Below are 20,750 nucleotides of genomic sequence, written 5' to 3' on the forward strand. Positions count from 1 at the left end.
ACCTGACTATTACTTTTGTCAGGTGTGGAGGATTTCACAGGCGGAATTGACCGGGATTCTTAAAATTCGGATTTGAGTAATTGCCCCGACAGGGGCCAGATCAGTCGGAATTTATGGAAAACATGGTCAATCCGGGTCTCGGCAGAGCCCTGATGTCACCGCTGGAATTGCAGGAGGGTATCGCCACCCTGTCGCGCGGCGCCTATTTCAAGGAAGCGTCGCTCGACATGATGCTGAGCATCCTGACCGAGTCGGCGGCGCAGATGTCCGGTGTCGAGCGCGTCAGCATCTGGGCGCTCACCAAACAGCATCAGGAACTGCTTTGCCTTGACCTCTTCGAGCTGTCACCCCGGCGCCACAGTAAAGATCAGCGTATCCATGCCCGCCAGTATCCGCTCTACTTTCAGGCATTGCGGGCCGGCGGCAGCATTTCGGCTGACGATGCCTACACGCATCCGCTGACCGCCGAGTTCGCCTTCGATTATTTGCCTCGTCATGGCGTGACGGCGATGCTCGATACGCCGATTCACATCCGTGGCGAGTTGCAGGGCGTGCTCTGTCTCGAGCAGGTTGGCTCGCGCCAGCCATGGACGTCGGCGCACGGCCTGTTTGCGCAGGCGGTGGCCAATCTGGTGACGCTGGCTCTGGTCGAGTACGAGGCGGAAGAGGCGAGGCTTCAGGCCCATGCCGCCAGCGAGCGGCTGCGCGCCGTCTGCGGTGCTATCTGACGAAATTTCAATTTTGGCCGAAATTACCGGTTGACCGTGGCAATGGTGGTGCCCAGTGCTTCGAGCCGGTTTTGCACTTCCAGGCGGACGGCGGGGCTATCGAGGTCGGCTGAGTTCCGGTTGATGCATTCCGATAGCTGTCGGGCGAGATGCATGACACCCCAGATTTCGAGCAATTCCGCCTGTTGAGCCAGCTTGAGCGCTTCCGTGGTCAGCGCGTAGGCATCCGGCGGCAGGGCGGCCAGGGCATCGTGCATCAACTGGATTTGCTCGCTGGCTTCATCGACGAATAGTTGGTCGAGAACGGCCGAACGCTCGTCGGCGTTCGTCGCCTTGGCGCATGCCTCGAGGCGTCCGGCGAAGTGGCCGGAACGCTCGGGGAAGGCTGGGTGCTCAAGGCCCTCGGTTTCGCTTAGGCATTCGATGGCGGCGCTCATGGCGGCAATCAGGCGAGGCGACAGAACATTTTCTTCGAGACGGTCGGCAGCGCTGGCCAGTGCTTCGCCGAGACGCAGGCAGTTGGCGTCGGCGGTTTCAATGGCGATGGCGTAGAGCCCGAAAATGGCCGGGCGAATGTCATTTGCGCCGGGTCCATGGCGCTCGGACCACGCCGTGGCAAGCCGTTTGCCGGCGGCAATCCAGCGCTCATTGAGCTGCGGGTCGAAGCGCGGTTTTTTGGGTTTTGCCACCCAGGGCAGGATCGCCGCGGTCGCCTCCAGCGTGGGGGCGAGCGCGGCGCGCGTTCCCTCGAGTTCGTGCTCGGGGATGTCAGCCATTTTGGCTTATTGGGCAGCCAGCTTGGCGAAGGCCGAGACGACTTCCGGCGGCGCTTGTACCAGCTCGATCAGCACGCCTTCGCCGCCGATCGGGAATTCCTCGTTGCCCTTCGGGTGCAGGAAGGTGATGTCGAAACCGGCGGCGCCCTTGCGGATGCCGCCCGGGGCGAAACGCACACCATTGGCCGACAGCCATTCAACGGCCTTGGGCAAGTCGTCGATCCACAGGCCGACGTGGTTGAGCGGCGTGGCATGGACGGCCGGCTTCTTTTCCGGATCAAGCGGCTGCATGAGGTCGACTTCGACCTTGAACGGGCCGGTGCCCATGGCGCAGATGTCTTCGTCGACGTTTTCGCGCTCGGAAACGAAGGTGCTGGTGATTTCCAGGCCGAATTTCTCGACCCACAGCGTGCGCAGCTTTTCTTTGGAAGGGCCGCCGATGGCGATTTGCTGGATGCCGAGAACCTTGAACGGACGTGTCATGAGTCGATTCCTGTTGTGTAGTGGAAAACGTAATCCATAATTATAGAGATTTCCGGCGCTTGGCGAGTACCAGCAAAACGATGCCGGCCAGCACCATGGGCAGCGACAGCCACTGGCCCATGCTGATCGTGTACGACTGGCCGAAGATGCCGGCATCCGGCTCGCGGAAGAATTCGGTGATGAAACGGAAGCAGCCGTAGCCGATCAGGAAAACACCGGACACCGCACCGCGTTGCTGCGGTCGACCGGAAAAAAGCCACAAAATCGAAAAGAGGGCGAGGCCTTCCAGACCGATGTGATAAAGCTGCGACGGGTGACGTGGCTGCATGTCGCCGGATTGCGGGAAAATCATCGCCCAGGGCAGGCTGGCGTCGGCGACGCGGCCCCACAGTTCGCCGTTGATGAAATTGCCAAGGCGGCCGGCAGCCAGGCCAAGTGGCACGAGCGGCGCAATGAAATCCATGATGTCCCACCAGTTAATCCGCTGCTTGTTCGCCCACAGTCCCATGGCGGCGAGCACGCCGAGAAAGCCGCCGTGGAAGCTCATGCCGCCTTTCCAGACGGCGAAAATTTCCAGCGGATTGCTCAGGTAATAACCCGGCTCATAGAACAGCACTTGCCCGAGGCGACCGCCGACAATAACGCCGAGCATGCCGTAGAAAAGCAGGTCGTCGAGCTGTTCGACGCTAAGAATCGACGGACGACTCTTGATCCGGTAGCGGCCGAGCAAAATAAACTGAACGAAGGCGACGAGATACATCAAACCGTACCAGCGCACCGAGAGCGGGCCGAGCGAAAAGGCGACAGGGTCGAACTGCGGGTGAAGAAGCATCGAAGGTTCAGAGTGGGCTAGAATTAGCCGATTATAGTTCGCGCGCCATGACAAGACATCGGCGCCAGATTCAGACGGAGAGAGAGTCATGCCGCAATACCGTTCCCGCACCTCCACCCACGGCCGCAACATGGCCGGTGCCCGCTCCCTGTGGCGCGCCACCGGCATGAAGGATGGCGACTTCGGCAAGCCGATCATCGCCGTGGTCAACAGCTTCACCCAGTTCGTGCCGGGCCACGTGCACCTTAAGGACATGGGCCAGCTGGTAGCGCGCGAGATCGAAGCAGCCGGCGGCGTCGCCAAGGAATTCAACACCATCGCCATCGACGACGGCATCGCCATGGGCCACAGCGGGATGTTGTATTCGCTGCCCAGCCGTGACCTCATCGCCGATTCGGTCGAATACATGGTCAGCGCCCACTGCGCCGACGCCATGGTCTGCATCTCCAACTGCGACAAGATCACTCCGGGCATGCTGATGGCGGCCATGCGCCTCAACATCCCGGTCATCTTCGTTTCCGGTGGCCCGATGGAAGCCGGCAAGGTCAAGATCCAGGGCAACGTCGTACATCTCGACCTCGTCGATGCCATGGTCAAGGCCGCCGACCACTCGGTTTCCCAGTCCGATCTCGACGAAATCGAGCGCTCGGCCTGCCCGACCTGCGGTTCCTGCTCCGGCATGTTTACCGCCAATTCGATGAACTGCCTGACCGAAGCTTTCGGCCTCAGTCTGCCCGGCAACGGCACGGTCGTCGCCACCCACGCCGACCGCAAGCAACTCTTCCTGCGCGCCGGCCGCCAGATCGTCGAACTGTGCAAGCGCTATTACGAGCAAGACGATGCGTCGGTTCTGCCGCGCTCCATCGCCACCAAGGCCGCCTTCGAAAACGCCATGACCCTAGACGTCGCCATGGGCGGCTCGACCAATACCGTGCTCCACATCCTGGCCACGGCGCAGGAAGCCGGCGTCGACTTCACGATGGCCGACATCGACCGCATTTCGCGCGCCGTGCCCTGTCTGTGCAAGGTGGCGCCGATGACCGACAAATACCACATCGAAGACGTCCACCGTGCCGGCGGCATCATGGGCATCCTTGGCGAATTGGACCGTGCCGGCCTGATCGCCCGTGATGTGCCGACTGTCCACATCAAGAATATCGGGGAAGCCATCGAACGCTGGGACGTGGTCCGCGAGCACGACGTCAAGGTGCATGAATTCTTCAAGGCCGCCCCGGGCGGCGTGCCGACACAGGTCGCCTTCTCGCAGGATCGCCGCTACAACGAACTCGACCTCGACCGCACCCACGGCTGCATTCGCAACAAGGCCAATGCCTTTTCGCAGGAGGGTGGTCTGGCCGTGCTCTACGGCAACATCGCGCTCGACGGCTGCATCGTCAAGACGGCCGGCGTTGACGAATCAATCTGGAAATTCAGTGGTCGTGCTCGAGTCTTTGAAAGTCAGGATGCTGCGGTCGACGCCATTCTGGGCGAAAAAATCGTTGCCGGCGACGTTGTCGTCATCCGCTACGAAGGCCCGAAGGGCGGCCCCGGCATGCAGGAAATGCTCTACCCGACCTCGTATCTGAAATCGATGGGGCTGGGCAAAGCCTGTGCGTTGCTTACCGACGGCCGCTTCTCCGGCGGCACCTCGGGCCTGTCCATCGGTCACGCCTCGCCGGAAGCGGCGGATGGCGGCGCCATCGGTCTGGTCGAAGAGGGCGACACCATCGAAATCGACATCCCGAATCGTCGCATCCACTTGGCTATCGCCGATAACGAACTCGCCAGCCGCCGCGCCGCGATGGAAGCCAAGGGCGAAGCCGCCTGGCAGCCGGTCAACCGCGAACGCACGGTTTCTGCCGCGCTGCAAGCCTATGCCCTGATGGCCACCTCGGCCGACAAGGGCGCGGTGCGCGACGTCAAGCAGATTCAGCGCCGCAAATGACACTCACCGTCTGGCTCGGGTTCCTGCTGGCATCGATCCTGATCGCCGTCACGCCCGGGCCGGGCGCCGTGATCAGCATGAGCACCGGCATGCGGCATGGCTACTGGTCGGCCCTGACGGCCATTCTTGGCTTGCAGACCGCGATTTTGGCCCATTTGTTGATTGTTGCCCTGGGCCTTGGCGCCGTGCTCGCGGCCTCGGAGACTGCATTTTTGTTGGTCAAGTTCTTTGGTGCGGCTTATCTGGTCTGGCTCGGCATCCAGAAATGGCGAGCCCCGGCCATCCCCGTCGACGCCAATGCCCCGGTGGTCCGCCGCAGAGGATTGTTCCTGCAGGGTGTTCTGGTCAATCTGACCAACCCGAAGGCGATCATTTTCATCGCCGCGCTGGTGCCCCAGTTCGTAGATCCCGTGCAAGCCCAGGTTCCGCAATATCTGGTGATCGCGACAACGCTTTGCCTGACTGACCTCGCCGTGATGTCAGGTTATGCCCTCGCTGCGGTTCACCTGGGCCGCTGGTTGCATGACCCCGCTGCTATTCGCCTGCAGAATCGCTTTTTCGGCGGCTTGTTTGTTTCGGCAGGAGCACTCCTGGTCGTCTCGTCGCGACCTTCATAAGCATTTGCTGTCAACGTATTGCCAAGATTGTGCGTTAATCACCTTGAGCAGGAGAGGCGAATACCGCAAGCTTCCTGTTTGCAAGGGATAGAAAAGGGTTTTATCATCCAATACTGATTTATCCACCAACCTGAATAACGGAGCGAGAGAATGAAAGCTGTTTATGTTGCCGTGATGGCCGCTGCTGGTATCGTGATGGCCGGTCAGGCCCAGGCCGACGAAGCTCTGGCCAAGGCCAAGAACTGCATGTCCTGCCACGCCATCGACAAGAAGCTGGTTGGTCCGGCTTACAAGGAAGTTGCTGCAAAGTACAAGGGCGACAAGGCTGCCCCCGCCATGCTGGCCACCAAGGTCAAGGCTGGTGGCAAGGGCACCTGGGGTCAGATCCCGATGCCGCCCAACAACGTTACCGAAGACGAAGCCAAGAAGCTGGTCGCCTGGGTGCTCGCCCAGAAGTAATTTCAGTTTCGAAAGCGGAAAAAGCCGGCTATATGCCGGCTTTTCTGTTTTTTGGTGTTGACAGGGCTGGTGGTCGTCCGGATAATCCCGGGTTCTTCCGGAGGGGTACCCAAGCGGTCAACGGGAACAGACTGTAAATCTGTCGGCTCTGCCTTCGAAGGTTCGAATCCTTCCCCCTCCACCAGATTAAATGCTGTAGCAGCCTGTGTTGCGGGCGTAATAAGCGGGTGTAGCTCAATGGTAGAGCTGAAGCCTTCCAAGCTTAAGACGAGGGTTCGATTCCCTTCACCCGCTCCATATCGCAGTACGGCTGGAGTTTTAAGGTAGGCCCATGTGGCTCAGTGGTAGAGCACTCCCTTGGTAAGGGAGAGGTCGGCAGTTCGATCCTGCCCATGGGCACCACCGATTAGCTTGGATTCTGGATTTTTTATTTATTTGATTATTGAGGAACTGGAATGGCTAAGGAAAAATTCGAGCGTACCAAACCGCACGTAAACGTTGGCACGATTGGTCACGTTGACCATGGCAAGACGACGCTGACGGCGGCGATCACGACGGTGCTGTCTGCCAAGTTTGGTGGTTCGGCCAAGAAGTATGACGAAATCGACGCGGCGCCGGAAGAAAAGGCTCGCGGTATTACCATCAACACCGCCCACGTCGAATACGAAACCGCCAATCGTCACTACGCCCACGTTGATTGCCCGGGTCACGCTGACTACGTCAAGAACATGATTACCGGTGCTGCCCAGATGGACGGCGCCATTCTTGTCTGTTCCGCCGCTGACGGCCCGATGCCGCAGACCCGCGAGCACATCCTGCTGGCTCGTCAAGTTGGCGTACCGTACGTTCTCGTGTTCATGAACAAGTGCGACATGGTTGACGACGCCGAACTGCTCGAACTCGTCGAAATGGAACTCCGTGAGCTCCTCTCCAAGTACGACTTCCCGGGCGACGACACCCCGATCATTCACGGCTCTGCCCTGAAGGCGCTCGAAGGCGACCAGTCCGAAATCGGCGAACCCTCCATCTTCCGTCTGGCTGATGCTCTGGACTCCTACATTCCGACCCCGGAACGTGCGATTGACCAGCCCTTCCTGATGCCGGTTGAAGACGTCTTCTCCATCTCGGGTCGCGGCACCGTGGTGACTGGTCGTATCGAGCGTGGGGTGGTCAAGGTTGGCGAAGAAATCGAAATCGTTGGTATCCGTCCGACCGTCAAGACCACCTGCACCGGTGTTGAAATGTTCCGCAAGCTACTCGACCAAGGTCAGGCCGGCGACAACGTTGGCGCACTGCTGCGTGGAACCAAGCGTGAAGACGTCGAGCGCGGCCAAGTGCTGTGCAAGCCGGGCTCTGTCAAGCCGCACACCCACTTCACCTCGGAAGTGTACATCCTGTCCAAGGACGAAGGCGGTCGTCACACCCCGTTCTTCAATGGTTACCGTCCCCAGTTCTACTTCCGTACGACCGACGTGACCGGCTCCATCGACCTGCCGGAAGGCGTCGAGATGGTGATGCCTGGCGACAACATCGCCATGACCATCAAGCTGATCGCTCCGATCGCCATGGAAGAAGGTCTGCGCTTCGCCATCCGTGAAGGCGGTCGTACCGTCGGCGCCGGCGTCGTCGCCAAGATCATCGAGTAATCGGTAATTTTTGTAATCAAGGCGCTTCGGGCAACCGAGGCGCTTTGATGTTTCTGCCGCAGGGGTGTAGCTCAATTGGTAGAGCAACGGTTTCCAAAACCGTAGGTCGGGGGTTCGATTCCCTCCGCCCCTGCCACTCTCTTTAAAGATCGCGAATTTCATGGTTGACAAGATCAAGTTTGCGCTGGCGCTGGTTATTCTGGCGGCTGGCGTGGCTGGCTTCTACCTGCTCTCCGAGCAGGCAATGATTTTGCGCGTCCTGGCGGTCCTCGTTGGGTTGGCGCTGGCGACTGCTGTAGCTTGGAAAACCGAGCCTGGGCAACGCTTTTTCATGTTTGCGAACGAGGCAGTTGTCGAGGCCAAGAAAGTTGTTTGGCCTAGCCGCAAGGAAACCATGCAGACGACTGGGGCGGTTTTCGCTTTTGTTGTAGTGATGGCGATCTTCCTGTATCTCACTGACAAAAGCCTTGAGTGGGTTCTTTACGACCTGGTCTTGGGCTGGAAGAAATCATGAGTAAACGCTGGTACGTCGTTCACGCTTACTCGGGCTTCGAAAAGAGCGTCATGCGCGCAATTTTGGAGCGCATTGAGCGCCTTGGTATGCAGGAAAAATTTGGCCGCATTCTGGTGCCGGTTGAGGAAGTTGTTGAAATGAAGAATGGCCAGAAGGCCATCTCTGAGCGCAAGTTCTTCCCGGGCTACGTGCTGTGCGAAATGGAAATGGATGACGATTCCTGGCACTTGGTGAAGAACACGCCCAAGGTTACTGGTTTTGTCGGCGGTACGGCGACCAAACCCACGCCGATTTCTGAAAAAGAAGTTGAAAAAATCATGCAGCAAATGCAGGAGGGTGTTGAGAAGCCCCGTCCGAAGGTGCTGTTTGAAGTTGGCGAAGTTGTGCGCGTCAAGGAAGGTCCGTTTACCGACTTCCACGGTGCGGTTGAAGACGTCAATTACGAAAAAAATCGCATCCGTGTTTCGGTGACCATTTTTGGTCGCGCTACGCCGGTCGAGCTGGAGTTTGGTCAGGTCGAAAAGGCCTGATCGCAGTTTTAGGGCAAGCCGAAAGCCCTTTGTTTCGGCAAGAGGAGTGCCGGTAGCGGAAGTGTTTCCGTGAAAGCGCGCTACCACTCATCAATAAGGAGCAATTATGGCCAAGAAGATTATTGGTTATATCAAGCTGCAAGTGCCTGCTGGCAAAGCAAATCCGTCGCCCCCTATCGGCCCCGCCCTCGGTCAGCGCGGTCTGAATATCATGGAATTCTGCAAGGCCTTCAACGCCCAGACGCAAGGTGTCGAGCCGGGTCTGCCGATTCCTGTCGTGATCACCGCCTTTGCGGACAAGTCCTTCACTTTTGTGATGAAGACACCGCCGGCCACGATCCTGATCAAGAAGGCTGCTGGCATCAAGTCCGGTTCGGCCAAGCCGCATACCGACAAGGTTGGCAAGATCACCCGTGCCCAGGCTGAAGAAATTGCCAAGACCAAGATGCCCGATTTGACTGCTGCCGACATGGAAGCCGCTGTTCGCACCATCGCTGGTTCCGCCCGCTCCATGGGCATTACGGTAGAGGGTCTGTAATCATGGCTAAGCTCACCAAAAAGCAAAAGTCCGTACAGGGCAAGATCGTTGCGATGAAACTCTATCCGGTTCAGGAAGCGCTGACGCTGGCCAAGGAAACCGCAACTGCCAAGTTCGACGAATCGATTGACGTTGCCGTCAACCTGGGTGTTGATGCACGTAAATCTGACCAGGTTGTTCGTGGTTCCGTCGTTCTTCCCGCAGGTACCGGCAAGTCCGTTCGCGTTGCCGTTTTCGCCCAGGGCGAAAAGGCCGAGGCCGCCAAGGCTGCCGGTGCTGAAGTCGTCGGTTTCGACGATCTGGCTGCCGAAGTCAAGGCTGGTAACCTGAATTTCGATGTCGTCATTGCGACGCCAGATGCCATGAAGATCGTCGGCCAACTTGGCCAGATTCTCGGTCCGCGCGGTCTGATGCCGAATCCGAAGGTTGGTACTGTGACGATGGATGTCGTTACCGCCGTGAAGAATGCAAAAGCAGGTCAGGTTCAGTACCGTACGGACAAGGCTGGCATCATTCACGCCACCATCGGTCGTGCATCGTTCTCGGTCGAAAGCCTCGAGTCCAACCTCAAGGCGCTGATCGATGCATTGAACAAGGCGAAGCCGGCTTCTTCCAAGGGGCAGTATCTTCGCAAGGTTGCTGTTGCTGCCACGATGGGCCCCGGCGTTCGCGTCGATCAGGCCACGCTGGTTGGCTAAAAAGTACTTTGGGCTGCCGGTGGCTGCGTAAGCAATCACCGGCAGATCGTCAAAGACCGCAGGCGCCTTGGTAACAAGGCTTAATCGCGAAAGCACCCTGCGCAGACGGTGTCCCAGAACAAGATTTTCTGCTGACCGGCAACGGGCGGCATAGCTTCTGGTTCAGGTCGCCGTAGGTGCGGCGGGAAATTCTTCCCGTCGTGTTATGACTTGAAAGGAGGAAAGACCTGTGGGTCTCAATCTGAACGACAAAAAAGCGGTTGTAGCTGAGGTATCGGCACAAGTAGCCAACGCCCAGACTATCGCGATTGCCGAATATCGTGGCATTGAGGTCGGTGACCTCACCGTGCTGCGCAAGAAGGCTCGCGAATCTGGCGTCTATCTGCGCGTGTTGAAGAATACCTTGGTGCGTCGCGCCGTCGCGGACACCCCGTTCGCAGGCTTGGCAGATCACATGGTCGGTCCGCTGATTTACAGCGTATCCGCCGATCCCGTGGCTGCCGCGAAGGTGCTTAGCGATTTCGCTAAAACCAACGACAAATTGGTACTCAAGGCTGGCTCCTACGCCGGCAATGTGCTCGACAAGGCTGGTGTGCAGGCGCTTGCGTCCGTCCCGAGCCGCGAAGAGCTGCTCTCCAAGCTGCTGTACGTCATGCAAGCTCCGGTCGCCGGCTTCGTCCGCGGTCTGGCTGCCCTGGCTACCCAGCGCGAAGAAGCCGTCGCTTGATCCCTACCGCATACGAACTGATTTAGGAGTTTATTGAAATGGCAATTAGCAAAGAAGACATCCTGGAAGCCGTAGGCTCCCTGACCGTTATGGAACTGAATGACCTGGTCAAGGCATTCGAAGAGAAGTTTGGCGTTTCCGCCGCTGCCGTCGCCGTTGCAGGCCCGGCAGGTGGTGCAGCTGCCGCTGTCGAAGAGCAGACCGAATTCACCGTCATGCTGAACGCAGCTGGCGACAAGAAGGTCGAAGTTATCAAGGTCGTCCGTGCTGTTACCGGCCTGGGCCTCAAGGAAGCCAAGGATCTGGTTGATGGCGCTCCGAAGGCAGTCAAGGAAGGTGTTTCCAAGGCTGATGCAGAAGCCCTCAAGAAGCAACTGGAAGACGCAGGCGCCAAGGTCGAAGTCAAGTAATCGACGCTTCGCAAGCGGGCTGGCGACTTTGTCGCCAGCCCTTTTGTGCTTTGTATTGCAGGCTTATACACCCCCAAAAACGAACTTGAATAACGCCAGTTGGCAAACGCAAACGATGCTTTCTTCTTCCCTTCCGGGGAGGAGAGTTCGTTTGCGTTTGCCTGTTTTCTCAGGTTCAACGTTTGATTCCATCCTCACGGAGTTACCATGACTTACTCCTTCACCGAGAAGAAACGCATCCGCAAGAGCTTCGCTAAGCGCGCCAGCGTGCTTGACGTCCCTTACTTGTTGGCGACCCAGTTGCAGTCTTTCAAGGATTTTCTGCAAGACGGCGTCGCTCCAGAGCGGCGGAAAAATGAGGGCTTGCAGGCTGCATTCACCTCCATATTTCCTATCGTTTCGCATTCTGGCAACGCTCGCTTGGAGTTCGTCAGCTATATGCTGGGTGAGCCGGCATTTGATGTCACGGAATGCCAGCAACGTGGTCTGACCTTTGCCTCGTCGCTGCGTGCGAAGGTCCGTTTGGTCATCATGGATCGAGAAGCACCGGATACGGTGAAAGAAGTCAAGGAGCAGGAAGTTTACATGGGCGAAATGCCTTTGATGACGACCAACGGTTCCTTCGTGATCAATGGTACCGAACGGGTTATCGTTTCTCAGTTGCATCGCTCTCCTGGTGTATTTTTCGAGCATGACCGCGGCAAAACCCATAGCTCCGGCAAGCTGCTTTTCTCTGCTCGCGTGATTCCTTACCGTGGCTCATGGCTGGATTTCGAATTTGATCCGAAAGACACGCTGTTCTTCCGCGTAGACCGTCGTCGCAAGATGCCCGTTACCACGCTGCTCAAGGCTATCGGCATGTCTTCCGAGGAAATCCTTGCGCAGTTCTTCGAGTTCGATACTTTCCTGCTAGCCAAGGATAAAATCGAGTTCACTCTGGTTCCGGAACGCTTGCGTGGCGAAGTCGCTCGATTCGACTTCGTCGCTCCTGATGGCAAGGTTATTGTTGCCAAAGACAAGCGTATTACCGCCAAGCACATTCGTGATATTGCAACTGCTGCCATCAAGCAAATTGCTGTGCCAGAGGAGTTTCTGGTCGGGCGCGTCGTCGCCAAGAACATCATTGACAAGGCGACTGGAGAAGTTGTCGCAAACGCCAATGACGAAATTACCGAGACCTTACTCGCCAAATTGCGCGAATCCGAGATTTTTACGATCGAAACCCTGTACACAAACGAACTCGATCGTGGCTCGTTTATTTCGAACACGCTGCGTTCCGACGAAACAGCCACCCGCCAAGCCGCCCGTGTTGCCATATATCGCATGATGCGTCCAGGTGAGCCGCCAACGGAAGAGGCTGTCGAAATACTGTTCAATGGTTTGTTCTATTCCGACGAACGCTACGATCTGTCGGGCGTTGGTCGGATGAAATTCAATCGTCGCCTGACTCGCCCTGACGTCATTGAATACAAGCTGATGCTCAAGGGTCTTGCCTCAAAGGCCGAAGCAGCGCTGAAAAACCTGGCCGAAGCTTCCGGTTTTGCACTGTCTGCCATTCAGGATTTAGTCGGCTTGATGCCCTATGGTGCCCGCGCCATGGTCGAAAATGTCACGCTGGCGGAAGCCGAAGCGCTCGCCGCCAAGATCAAGCCGCTCGGTGCCAATATTGAAGTGCGCGAGCAACTGACCCTGTCGCCGCGCGACATTGTTGAAGTCATCAAGATCCTCGTCGAACTGCGTAATGGTCGCGGTGAAATCGACGATATCGATCACTTGGGTAACCGTCGCGTTCGTTCCGTTGGCGAACTGGCCGAAAATCAGTTCCGTGCAGGTTTGGTTCGGGTTGAACGTGCAGTCAAAGAGCGTTTGTCGCAAGCTGAGTCTGACAACCTGATGCCCCATGATCTGATCAATGCCAAGCCGATCAGTGCTGCTATCAAGGAATTTTTCGGTTCCAGCCAACTGTCGCAGTTTATGGACCAAACCAACCCGCTGTCGGAAATCACCCATAAGCGCCGTGTTTCGGCCCTTGGCCCAGGTGGTCTGACACGCGAGCGTGCAGGCTTCGAGGTGCGTGACGTGCATCCCACCCACTATGGTCGTGTCTGCCCGATCGAAACGCCGGAAGGTCCGAATATTGGCCTGATCAACTCGTTAGCTCTGTTTGCTCGTGTCAATAGCTATGGCTTCATCGAAACCGCATACCGCAAGGTAGTGGATAGCCAAGTTACCGATCAGATCGAATATCTGTCGGCTATTGAAGAAGGTAACTACGTCGTCGCTCAGGCCAACGCCTCGCTGCTCGAGGGCCGTCTGTCCGATGACCTTGTCACTTGCCGCGAAAAGGGCGAAACGATTCTGGCCGAGCCAGCGCGTGTTCAATACATGGACGTTGCTCCAGGCCAGATCGTGTCCGTTGCAGCCTCGCTGATTCCCTTCCTCGAGCACGATGACGCGAACCGCGCCTTGATGGGTGCCAACATGCAGCGCCAGGCAGTTCCTTGCTTGCGTCCGGAAAAACCGCTGGTTGGCACCGGCATCGAGCGTACTGTTGCGGTCGACTCTGGTACGGCCGTGGTTGCACTGCGCGGTGGCAAAGTTGACTATGTTGATGCCGCACGCGTCGTGGTCCGCGTTAATGATGATGAAACCATTGCAGGTGAAGTTGGTGTCGATATTTATAATTTGGTCAAGTACACCCGTTCCAACCAGAACACCAATATCAACCAGCGCCCGCTGGTAAGAGTGGGCGACCACATCGCCAAGGGCGACGTGGTGGCAGATGGCGCTTCGACCGACAAGGGTGAGTTGGCTCTTGGTCAGAACATGCTGATCGCCTTTATGCCTTGGAACGGCTACAACTTCGAAGACTCGATTTTGATCTCCGAACGCGTTGTGGCCGAAGACCGTTATACCTCGATTCACATCGAGGAATTGACGGTCGTCGCTCGCGACACCAAGCTTGGCCCTGAAGAAATTACCCGCGATATCGCATCGCTGGGTGAGTCGCAACTGTCCCGTCTGGATGATTCCGGCATCGTTTACATCGGCGCCGAAGTTGAAGCTGCCGACGTGCTCGTTGGCAAGGTCACCCCCAAGGGCGAAACCCAGTTGACGCCCGAAGAGAAGCTGTTGCGCGCCATCTTCGGCGAAAAGGCTTCTGATGTTAAGGACACCTCGCTGCGCGTCCCGTCGGGCATCGCCGGTACCGTTATCGACGTTCAGGTGTTCACCCGCGAAGGTATCGAGCGCGACAAGCGTGCCCAGTCGATCATTGACGAGCATCTGCGTCACTACAAGCTCGACCTCGCCGACCAGATGCGTATTGTTGAACGCGACGCCTTTGCTCGTGTCGAACGTCTGATCCTCGGCAAGAAGGCCAATGGCGGCCCGAAGAAGCTGGCCAAGGGTTCGGTGGTCGAGAAGGATTATCTTGATGGCATGGATCCTCATCACTGGTTCGACATTCGTCTTGCCGACGATGAGGTGGCCCAGCAACTGGAGCAGGTCAAGGATGGTCTGGAGCAAGCCCGCAAGGACTTCGACATTGCTTTCGAAGGCAAGCGCAAGAAGCTGACGCAGGGCGACGAACTGCCGCCGGGCGTCCAGAAGATGGTCAAGGTCTATGTTGCAGTGAAGCGTCGTCTGCAGCCGGGTGACAAGATGGCTGGTCGTCACGGTAACAAGGGTGTTGTGTCCCGCATCCTGCCGGTTGAAGACATGCCTCACATGGAAGATGGCAGCCCGGTTGATATCGTGCTGAACCCGCTGGGTGTGCCGTCACGGATGAACGTTGGTCAGATTCTTGAGGTTCACCTCGGTCTCGCTGCCAAGGGCCTTGGTCACAAAATTGGCGCCATGCTGCGCGCCCAGTCCAGCGCCAAGGAAGTTCGCGGTTTCCTGGACCAGATCTACAATTCCAGTGGCAAGTCCGAGAATCTCGAGGAGTTGAACGATACTGAAGTCCTCGAAATGGCTGGTAACCTGACCAACGGCGTGCCGTTCGCAACGCCTGTTTTCGACGGTGCCAAGGAAGAGGAAATCAAGGCTATGCTGGCGATGGCAGGCATGCCCTCTTCCGGTCAGATGACCTTGTTCGACGGCCGTACTGGCGAGGCATTCGAGCGTAAGGTGACGGTTGGATACATGCACTATCTGAAGCTACATCACTTGGTTGACGACAAGATGCACGCCCGCTCGACCGGCCCGTACTCGCTGGTTACTCAGCAACCGCTGGGCGGCAAGGCCCAGTTTGGTGGCCAGCGCTTCGGTGAAATGGAAGTGTGGGCCCTCGAAGCCTACGGCGCATCGTATGTGCTGCAGGAAATGCTGACCGTGAAGTCCGATGACGTGAATGGTCGTACGAAGGTGTACGAAAACATCGTCAAGGGCGAGCACAGGATCGATGCCGGGATGCCGGAATCCTTCAATGTGCTGGTCAAGGAAATCCGTTCGCTGGCGATCGATATCGATCTGGAACGTTACTGATTTAGGGCTGGGAGTTAAACGATGAAAGCATTGCTCGATCTATTCAAGCAGGTAACGGCGGAAGAGGAATTTGACGCGATTACCATTGGTCTCGCCTCGCCCGAAAAGATCCGTTCCTGGTCCTACGGTGAAGTCAAGAAGCCGGAAACCATCAACTATCGCACCTTCAAGCCGGAACGTGATGGTCTGTTCTGCGCCAAGATCTTTGGCCCGATTAAGGACTACGAGTGCCTTTGCGGCAAGTACAAGCGCCTCAAGCATCGTGGCGTGATCTGCGAGAAGTGCGGCGTCGAAGTAACGCTGGCCAAGGTTCGTCGCGACCGCATGGGGCACATCGAACTGGCCTCGCCGACTGCCCACATCTGGTTCCTCAAATCCCTGCCGTCGCGTCTCGGCATGGTGCTCGACATGACCCTGCGCGACATCGAACGCGTGCTTTATTTCGAAGCCTACGTCGTCACCGATCCGGGCATGGTCAGCAATCTCCAGCGCGCTCAGTTACTCACCGAAGAGCAGTATCTGGAAATGATGGAAGAGCACGGCGACGAGTTCGTCGCCTTCATGGGCGCCGAAGGCATCCGTGAACTGCTGCGCAATCTCGACCTCAATACTGAAGTCGAATCCCTGCGCGCCGAACTCGAAGTCACCGGTTCGGAAGCCAAGAACAAGAAGCTGGCCAAGCGTCTAAAGATTCTTGAGGGTTTCCAGAAATCGGGTATCAAGCCGGACTGGATGATCCTTGAAGTCCTGCCGGTGTTGCCGCCGGACCTGCGTCCGCTGGTTCCGCTCGATGGTGGCCGCTTTGCCACCTCCGACCTGAACGATCTCTATCGTCGAGTCATCAACCGGAACAACCGTCTCAAGCGCCTGCTCGAGCTGAAGGCTCCGGAAATCATCGTCCGCAACGAGAAGCGCATGCTCCAGGAGTCGGTTGACTCGCTGCTCGACAACGGTCGTCGCGGCAAGGCCATGACCGGCGCCAACAAGCGTCCGCTCAAATCGCTGGCCGACATGATCAAGGGTAAGGGCGGTCGTTTCCGTCAGAATCTGCTTGGCAAGCGCGTCGATTACTCGGGCCGTTCGGTCATCGTGGTCGGTCCGCAGCTCAAGCTGCATCAGTGCGGCCTGCCCAAGCTGATGGCGCTCGAACTGTTCAAGCCCTTTATCTTCCACAAGCTGGAAGTGCTCGGCTACGCCACGACCATCAAGCAGGCCAAGAAGATGGTTGAAGGCCAGGAGCCGGTGGTGTGGGACATCCTCGAAGATGTCATCCGCGAACATCCGGTCATGCTCAACCGGGCACCGACCCTGCACCGTCTGGGTATCCAGGCGTTCGAACCGACCTTGATCGAAGGCAAGGCCATCCAGCTTCATCCCCTCGTTTGCGCGGCGTTCAACGCCGACTTCGACGGTGACCAAATGGCTGTCCACGTCCCGCTCTCGCTTGAAGCGCAGATGGAAGCCCGCACTCTGATGCTGGCCTCGAACAACGTGCTGTCGCCTGCTAACGGCCAGCCGATCATCGTGCCGTCGCAAGACATCGTGCTGGGTCTGTACTACGCGACCCGCGAGAAGATCAACGGCAAGGGCGAGGGCATGTACTTCGCCGACACCAATGAAATCGAACGCGCCATGGCGGCCGGTCAACTCGACGTCCACTCGCGTATCTCGGTCCGCCTCAAGCAATACGATCCGGCTGTGGTCGATGGCGAGTTCGTTGAAAAGATGGTCCGTGTCGAAACGACCGCTGGCCGTGCGCTGCTTTCCAAGATTCTGCCGAAGGGTCTGCCGTTCAAGTCGATCGACCGTGCCCTGAAGAAAAAGGAAATCTCCAAACTCATCGACGAGTCATTCCGTCGCTGCGGCCTGAAGGAAACGGTGGTCTTTGCCGACAAATTAATGCAGAATGGATACGCTCTGGCAACTCGTGCCGGCATCTCCTTTTGTTCCGACGACATGCGCGTTCCGGCCAAGAAGTACGAGATCATTGCCGAAGCCGAAGCCGAGGTTAAGGAAATTGAGACCCAGTACACCAACGGTCTGGTCACCAACGGCGAACGTTACAACAAGGTCGTCGATATCTGGGGGCGCACAGGTGACCAGGTCGCCAAGGTCATGATGGACGAACTCGGCCACGAAGAAACGGTCGATCGCCACGGCAAGAAGGTTAAGCAGGATTCCTTCAACTCCATCTACATGATGGCGGACTCCGGCGCTCGCGGCTCGGCTGCCCAGATTCGTCAGCTGGCCGGTATGCGCGGCCTGATGGCGAAGCCGGATGGCTCGATTATCGAAACCCCGATCACGACCAACTTCCGCGAAGGTCTGAACGTTCTCCAGTACTTCATCTCAACGCACGGCGCACGTAAAGGTCTGGCCGACACGGCGCTGAAGACGGCGAACTCTGGTTACTTGACGCGTCGCTTGGTCGATGTGACGCAGGACTTGGTCATTACCGAAGACGACTGCGGTACCCGTAACGGTTTCGTTGTCAAGGCACTGGTCGAAGGCGGCGAAGTCATCGAAGCTCTGCGCGAACGGATTCTCGGTCGCGTCGTCGTCGACGATCTGGTTGATCCGGAAACCCAGGAGTCGGTCATCTTCGCCGGCACCATGCTGGACGAAGACTTGGTCGATCTGATCGACAAACTTGGTATTGACGAGGTCAAGGTTCGTACCCCGCTGACCTGCGATACGCGTTATGGCCTGTGTGCCCAATGTTATGGTCGCGATCTTGGTCGTGGCACTATGGTCAATGCAGGTGAGGCTGTTGGTGTTATTGCAGCTCAGTCGATCGGCGAGCCGGGTACCCAGCTCACCATGCGTACCTTCCACGTGGGTGGCGCGGCTTCCCGTGCCGCCGTGGCGGACAAAGTTGAGGGCAAGTCGGCTGGTACGGTGCGTTATACCTCAAACATGCGTTATGTCACGAGCGCCAAGGGCGAGAAGGTGGTCATTTCGCGTTCGGGCGAAGTACTGATCGTCGACGATCATGGCCGCGAGCGTGAGCGTCACAAAGTGCCGTATGGTGCGATGCTTTCGGTTGATGAAGGGAAGTCTGTCAAGGCTGGGACAAAACTGGCGACCTGGGATCCGCATACCCGCCCAATCATCACAGAATACGCTGGTACGGCTCGCTTTGAAAACGTCGAAGAAGGCGTTACCGTTGCCAAACAGGTTGACGATGTGACCGGTCTTTCTACGCTAGTGGTTATCGACCACAAGCGCGGTGGCAAGGCTGCAGTGAAAGGTGTTCGTCCTGTCGTCAAGTTGCTTGACGAAAACGGTCAGGAAGTCCGTGTCGCTGGTAGCGATCACACCGTTTCCATCGCTTTCCAGGTTGGCTCCATCATCTCTGTACTGGATGGTCAGCAGGTTGGTGTTGGCGATGTGCTGGCCCGTATGCCGCAAGAGTCCGCCAAGACGCGCGACATTACCGGAGGTCTGCCGCGCGTTGCCGAATTGTTCGAAGCTCGCACCCCGAAGGATGCCTCGGTCCTGGCGGAATACACGGGTACCATCGGCTTCGGCAAAGATACGAAGGGCAAGCAGCGTCTGATCATTACCGATCTTGATGGCACCACCCACGAGTACCTGATTCCTAAGGATAAGCACGTTCTGGTGCACGATGGCCAGGTTGTCAACAAGGGTGAAAAGATCGTCGAAGGCGAACCGGATCCGCATGACATCCTGCGTCTGCAGGGCGTCGAGGCACTGGCCCGCTACATTACTGACGAAGTCCAAGACGTTTATCGTCTGCAGGGCGTCAAGATCAACGACAAGCACATTGAAGTGATCGTTCGCCAGATGCTTCGTCGTGTCGCCATCACCGAACCGGGTGATACGAAGTTCATCAAGTCGGAGCAGGTGGAGCGTGCCGAGTTGCTGGCCGAAAATGACCGGGCGATTGCCGATGGCAAGATCCCGGCCAATTTCGACCACATGCTACTGGGTATCACCAAGGCATCGCTATCCACTGATTCGTTCATCTCGGCGGCCTCCTTCCAGGAGACGACGCGGGTTCTCACCGAGGCTGCGATCATGGGCAAGCGCGACGAACTCCGTGGTCTCAAGGAAAACGTTATCGTCGGCCGCCTCATCCCGGCCGGTACGGGGCTCGCTTACCATCGCAGCCGCAAGGCTCAGCTGGCCAGCGAAGAGTCGGCGGCAATACTGCCGGTCGACGAGTCTGCTGCAGAAAACGCAACGCAAGCCAGCGATCAGGGTCTGTAAGTCTGTAGGCAAGCCCCTTGTCTCGTTGACAAGGGGCTTGATCGGCCATAGAATTTATGGTCTTTGTCGGCGGGGGCTAATCATTGTCTCCGCTTTGGATAACAAAATAGCCGTCGTGTACCAGTCATTCTGTGCCCGGCCGTTGAAGGAAGTTTGATATGCCGACCATTAACCAGCTCGTGCGCAAGCCGCGCGTAGCCGAAAAGGCCAAGAGCAAGGTTCCTGCTCTGGAAAAGTGCCCGCAGAAGCGTGGTGTCTGTACCCGTGTTTATACTACCACCCCAAAAAAGCCGAACTCCGCTCTCCGTAAGGTTTGCAAGGTTCGTCTGACGAATGGCTTCGAAGTCATTTCCTATATCGGTGGTGAAGGTCACAATCTGCAGGAGCACTCTGTGGTCCTGATCCGTGGTGGTCGTGTCAAGGACTTGCCGGGTGTGCGTTACCACACTGTGCGCGGCTCCCTCGATACGCAGGGTGTCAAGGATCGTAAGCAGTCCCGTTCAAAATACGGGGCCAAGCGTCCGAAGGCTGCTTAATTCAATTAGTGGCTTAAGTAAGTGGCCGTCCCCTTGGGCGGTCGGGAGAGGCCGGGAGGGTAAAACCCTAGCCCGGCTTTTCAACTGAATCGTGTTTAATAGAGGTCAATATGCCCCGTCGTCGTGAAGTACCCAAGCGTGACATTCTCCCGGATCCGAAGTTCGGCAATGTCGATGTCTCCAAGTTTGTAAACGCCATCATGCAAAGCGGCAAAAAATCTGTTGCCGAACGCATCGTCTATGGTGCTTTCGATATCATCACCAGCAAGTCAGGCAAGGATCCGCTCGAAGTCTTCGCTTCTGCGATGGCAAACGTTCGTCCGATGGTCGAAGTGAAATCGCGCCGCGTCGGTGGTGCCAACTACCAGGTTCCGGTCGAAGTTCGCCCGGCTCGTCGCGCTGCGCTTGCCATGCGCTGGTTGCGAGAGTCTGCCCGCAAGCGTTCCGAGAAGTCCATGGGTCAGCGCCTTGCTGCCGAAATGCTGGAAGCCGCTGAAAACCGTGGTGGTGCCGTCAAGAAGCGTGACGAAGTGCACCGCATGGCTGATGCCAACAAGGCCTTCGCTCACTTCCGCTTCTAATTTTCAAAG

18 protein-coding genes and 4 tRNA genes are annotated in these 20,750 nt (G+C 57.6%); 19 read left to right on the forward strand and 3 right to left on the reverse strand.

Annotation, left to right across the window (positions count from 1 at the left end; all coding sequences use genetic code 11):
• Window positions 1–122: 122 nt before the first annotated feature.
• Window positions 123–728, forward strand: a complete 606-nt coding sequence (locus tag KI610_RS01615; protein ID WP_226496984.1) for a GAF domain-containing protein — start codon at window positions 123–125, stop codon at window positions 726–728.
• Between the two features lie 23 nt (window positions 729–751).
• Here the strand turns inward: KI610_RS01615 and KI610_RS01620 are convergent, their stop codons facing one another.
• The 3 genes from KI610_RS01620 to lgt are packed head-to-tail and all read right to left on the reverse strand — an operon-like array spanning window position 752 to window position 2,819.
• Window positions 752–1,504, reverse strand: coding sequence for a hypothetical protein (locus KI610_RS01620; protein ID WP_226496985.1), 753 nt, complete (start codon window positions 1,502–1,504; stop codon window positions 752–754).
• A gap of 6 nt (window positions 1,505–1,510) precedes the next feature.
• Window positions 1,511–1,987: a VOC family protein gene (locus tag KI610_RS01625; RefSeq protein ID WP_226442084.1), complete on the reverse strand. Its 477-nt coding sequence runs from the start codon at window positions 1,985–1,987 to the stop codon at window positions 1,511–1,513.
• A 40-nt stretch (window positions 1,988–2,027) separates the two neighbouring features.
• Window positions 2,028–2,819 (reverse strand): prolipoprotein diacylglyceryl transferase, encoded by a 792-nt coding sequence (gene lgt / locus KI610_RS01630; RefSeq protein WP_226496986.1) that lies wholly within the window; start codon window positions 2,817–2,819, stop codon window positions 2,028–2,030.
• A gap of 88 nt (window positions 2,820–2,907) precedes the next feature.
• On the opposite strand from lgt, the gene ilvD reads away from it, so the two are divergent.
• The 18 genes from ilvD (at window position 2,908) to rpsG (ending at window position 20,741) form a co-directional block, all read left to right on the forward strand.
• Window positions 2,908–4,764 (forward strand): dihydroxy-acid dehydratase, encoded by a 1,857-nt coding sequence (ilvD, locus tag KI610_RS01635; protein WP_226496987.1) that lies wholly within the window; start codon window positions 2,908–2,910, stop codon window positions 4,762–4,764.
• Window positions 4,761–5,381: a homoserine/homoserine lactone efflux protein gene (rhtB, locus tag KI610_RS01640; RefSeq protein WP_226496988.1), complete on the forward strand. Its 621-nt coding sequence runs from the start codon at window positions 4,761–4,763 to the stop codon at window positions 5,379–5,381. Before ilvD ends, rhtB begins: the two co-directional genes overlap by 4 nt.
• A 150-nt stretch (window positions 5,382–5,531) precedes the next feature.
• On the forward strand, window positions 5,532–5,840 hold the full coding sequence (locus KI610_RS01645) for a c-type cytochrome (RefSeq protein ID WP_226496989.1): 309 nt from the start codon (window positions 5,532–5,534) through the stop codon (window positions 5,838–5,840).
• A 99-nt stretch (window positions 5,841–5,939) separates the two neighbouring features.
• A tRNA-Tyr gene (locus tag KI610_RS01650) sits at window positions 5,940–6,024 on the forward strand.
• A gap of 39 nt (window positions 6,025–6,063) precedes the next feature.
• Window positions 6,064–6,137, forward strand: a tRNA-Gly gene (locus KI610_RS01655).
• Window positions 6,138–6,167: 30 nt separating this feature from the next.
• A tRNA-Thr gene (locus tag KI610_RS01660) sits at window positions 6,168–6,242 on the forward strand.
• 53 nt (window positions 6,243–6,295) lie between these two features.
• Window positions 6,296–7,486: an elongation factor Tu gene (gene tuf / locus KI610_RS01665; protein ID WP_117607634.1), complete on the forward strand. Its 1,191-nt coding sequence runs from the start codon at window positions 6,296–6,298 to the stop codon at window positions 7,484–7,486.
• A gap of 60 nt (window positions 7,487–7,546) precedes the next feature.
• A tRNA-Trp gene (locus KI610_RS01670) sits at window positions 7,547–7,622 on the forward strand.
• Window positions 7,623–7,646: 24 nt separating this feature from the next.
• On the forward strand, window positions 7,647–8,000 hold the full coding sequence (secE, locus tag KI610_RS01675; protein ID WP_226496990.1) for a preprotein translocase subunit SecE: 354 nt from the start codon (window positions 7,647–7,649) through the stop codon (window positions 7,998–8,000).
• Window positions 7,997–8,530, forward strand: coding sequence for a transcription termination/antitermination protein NusG (nusG, locus tag KI610_RS01680; RefSeq protein WP_226496991.1), 534 nt, complete (start codon window positions 7,997–7,999; stop codon window positions 8,528–8,530). Before secE ends, nusG begins: the two co-directional genes overlap by 4 nt.
• A gap of 106 nt (window positions 8,531–8,636) precedes the next feature.
• On the forward strand, window positions 8,637–9,068 hold the full coding sequence (rplK, locus tag KI610_RS01685; RefSeq protein WP_117607637.1) for a 50S ribosomal protein L11: 432 nt from the start codon (window positions 8,637–8,639) through the stop codon (window positions 9,066–9,068).
• A gap of 2 nt (window positions 9,069–9,070) precedes the next feature.
• A complete protein-coding gene (gene rplA / locus KI610_RS01690) occupies window positions 9,071–9,766 on the forward strand; it encodes a 50S ribosomal protein L1 (protein ID WP_226496992.1) in 696 nt (231 codons plus the stop codon).
• Window positions 9,767–9,995: 229 nt separating this feature from the next.
• A complete protein-coding gene (gene rplJ, locus KI610_RS01695; protein ID WP_226496993.1) occupies window positions 9,996–10,493 on the forward strand; it encodes a 50S ribosomal protein L10 in 498 nt (165 codons plus the stop codon).
• Between the two features lie 38 nt (window positions 10,494–10,531).
• Complete coding sequence (rplL, locus tag KI610_RS01700) at window positions 10,532–10,903, forward strand: 50S ribosomal protein L7/L12 (RefSeq protein ID WP_117607640.1); 372 nt, start codon at window positions 10,532–10,534, stop codon at window positions 10,901–10,903.
• Between the two features lie 207 nt (window positions 10,904–11,110).
• Entirely contained in the window at window positions 11,111–15,391 is a 4,281-nt protein-coding gene (gene rpoB / locus KI610_RS01705) for a DNA-directed RNA polymerase subunit beta (RefSeq protein ID WP_226496994.1), read from the forward strand.
• A gap of 21 nt (window positions 15,392–15,412) precedes the next feature.
• Window positions 15,413–19,624: a DNA-directed RNA polymerase subunit beta' gene (gene rpoC, locus KI610_RS01710; protein ID WP_226496995.1), complete on the forward strand. Its 4,212-nt coding sequence runs from the start codon at window positions 15,413–15,415 to the stop codon at window positions 19,622–19,624.
• Window positions 19,625–19,782: 158 nt separating this feature from the next.
• Entirely contained in the window at window positions 19,783–20,160 is a 378-nt protein-coding gene (gene rpsL, locus KI610_RS01715; RefSeq protein ID WP_011286083.1) for a 30S ribosomal protein S12, read from the forward strand.
• A 110-nt stretch (window positions 20,161–20,270) separates the two neighbouring features.
• On the forward strand, window positions 20,271–20,741 hold the full coding sequence (gene rpsG / locus KI610_RS01720) for a 30S ribosomal protein S7 (protein ID WP_226403524.1): 471 nt from the start codon (window positions 20,271–20,273) through the stop codon (window positions 20,739–20,741).
• Window positions 20,742–20,750: the final 9 nt, after the last annotated feature.

This window comes from Ferribacterium limneticum (assembly GCF_020510565.1).
GTDB classification, from domain to species: Bacteria; Pseudomonadota; Gammaproteobacteria; order Burkholderiales; family Rhodocyclaceae; genus Azonexus; species Azonexus limneticus_B.

Coding starts and splice junctions, on each gene's coding strand:
- nusG (WP_226496991.1), top strand. CDS start 7,997: ATGAGTAAACGCTGGTACGTCGTTCACGCTTACTCGGGCTTCGAAAAG.
- KI610_RS01645 (WP_226496989.1), top strand. CDS start 5,532: ATGAAAGCTGTTTATGTTGCCGTGATGGCCGCTGCTGGTATCGTGATG.
- KI610_RS01620 (WP_226496985.1), bottom strand. CDS start 1,504: ATGGCTGACATCCCCGAGCACGAACTCGAGGGAACGCGCGCCGCGCTC.
- rhtB (WP_226496988.1), top strand. CDS start 4,761: ATGACACTCACCGTCTGGCTCGGGTTCCTGCTGGCATCGATCCTGATC.
- rpoB (WP_226496994.1), top strand. CDS start 11,111: ATGACTTACTCCTTCACCGAGAAGAAACGCATCCGCAAGAGCTTCGCT.
- KI610_RS01625 (WP_226442084.1), bottom strand. CDS start 1,987: ATGACACGTCCGTTCAAGGTTCTCGGCATCCAGCAAATCGCCATCGGC.
- rplA (WP_226496992.1), top strand. CDS start 9,071: ATGGCTAAGCTCACCAAAAAGCAAAAGTCCGTACAGGGCAAGATCGTT.
- rplL (WP_117607640.1), top strand. CDS start 10,532: ATGGCAATTAGCAAAGAAGACATCCTGGAAGCCGTAGGCTCCCTGACC.
- rpsL (WP_011286083.1), top strand. CDS start 19,783: ATGCCGACCATTAACCAGCTCGTGCGCAAGCCGCGCGTAGCCGAAAAG.
- rplK (WP_117607637.1), top strand. CDS start 8,637: ATGGCCAAGAAGATTATTGGTTATATCAAGCTGCAAGTGCCTGCTGGC.
- rpsG (WP_226403524.1), top strand. CDS start 20,271: ATGCCCCGTCGTCGTGAAGTACCCAAGCGTGACATTCTCCCGGATCCG.
- rpoC (WP_226496995.1), top strand. CDS start 15,413: ATGAAAGCATTGCTCGATCTATTCAAGCAGGTAACGGCGGAAGAGGAA.
- lgt (WP_226496986.1), bottom strand. CDS start 2,819: ATGCTTCTTCACCCGCAGTTCGACCCTGTCGCCTTTTCGCTCGGCCCG.
- KI610_RS01615 (WP_226496984.1), top strand. CDS start 123: ATGGTCAATCCGGGTCTCGGCAGAGCCCTGATGTCACCGCTGGAATTG.
- secE (WP_226496990.1), top strand. CDS start 7,647: ATGGTTGACAAGATCAAGTTTGCGCTGGCGCTGGTTATTCTGGCGGCT.
- tuf (WP_117607634.1), top strand. CDS start 6,296: ATGGCTAAGGAAAAATTCGAGCGTACCAAACCGCACGTAAACGTTGGC.
- ilvD (WP_226496987.1), top strand. CDS start 2,908: ATGCCGCAATACCGTTCCCGCACCTCCACCCACGGCCGCAACATGGCC.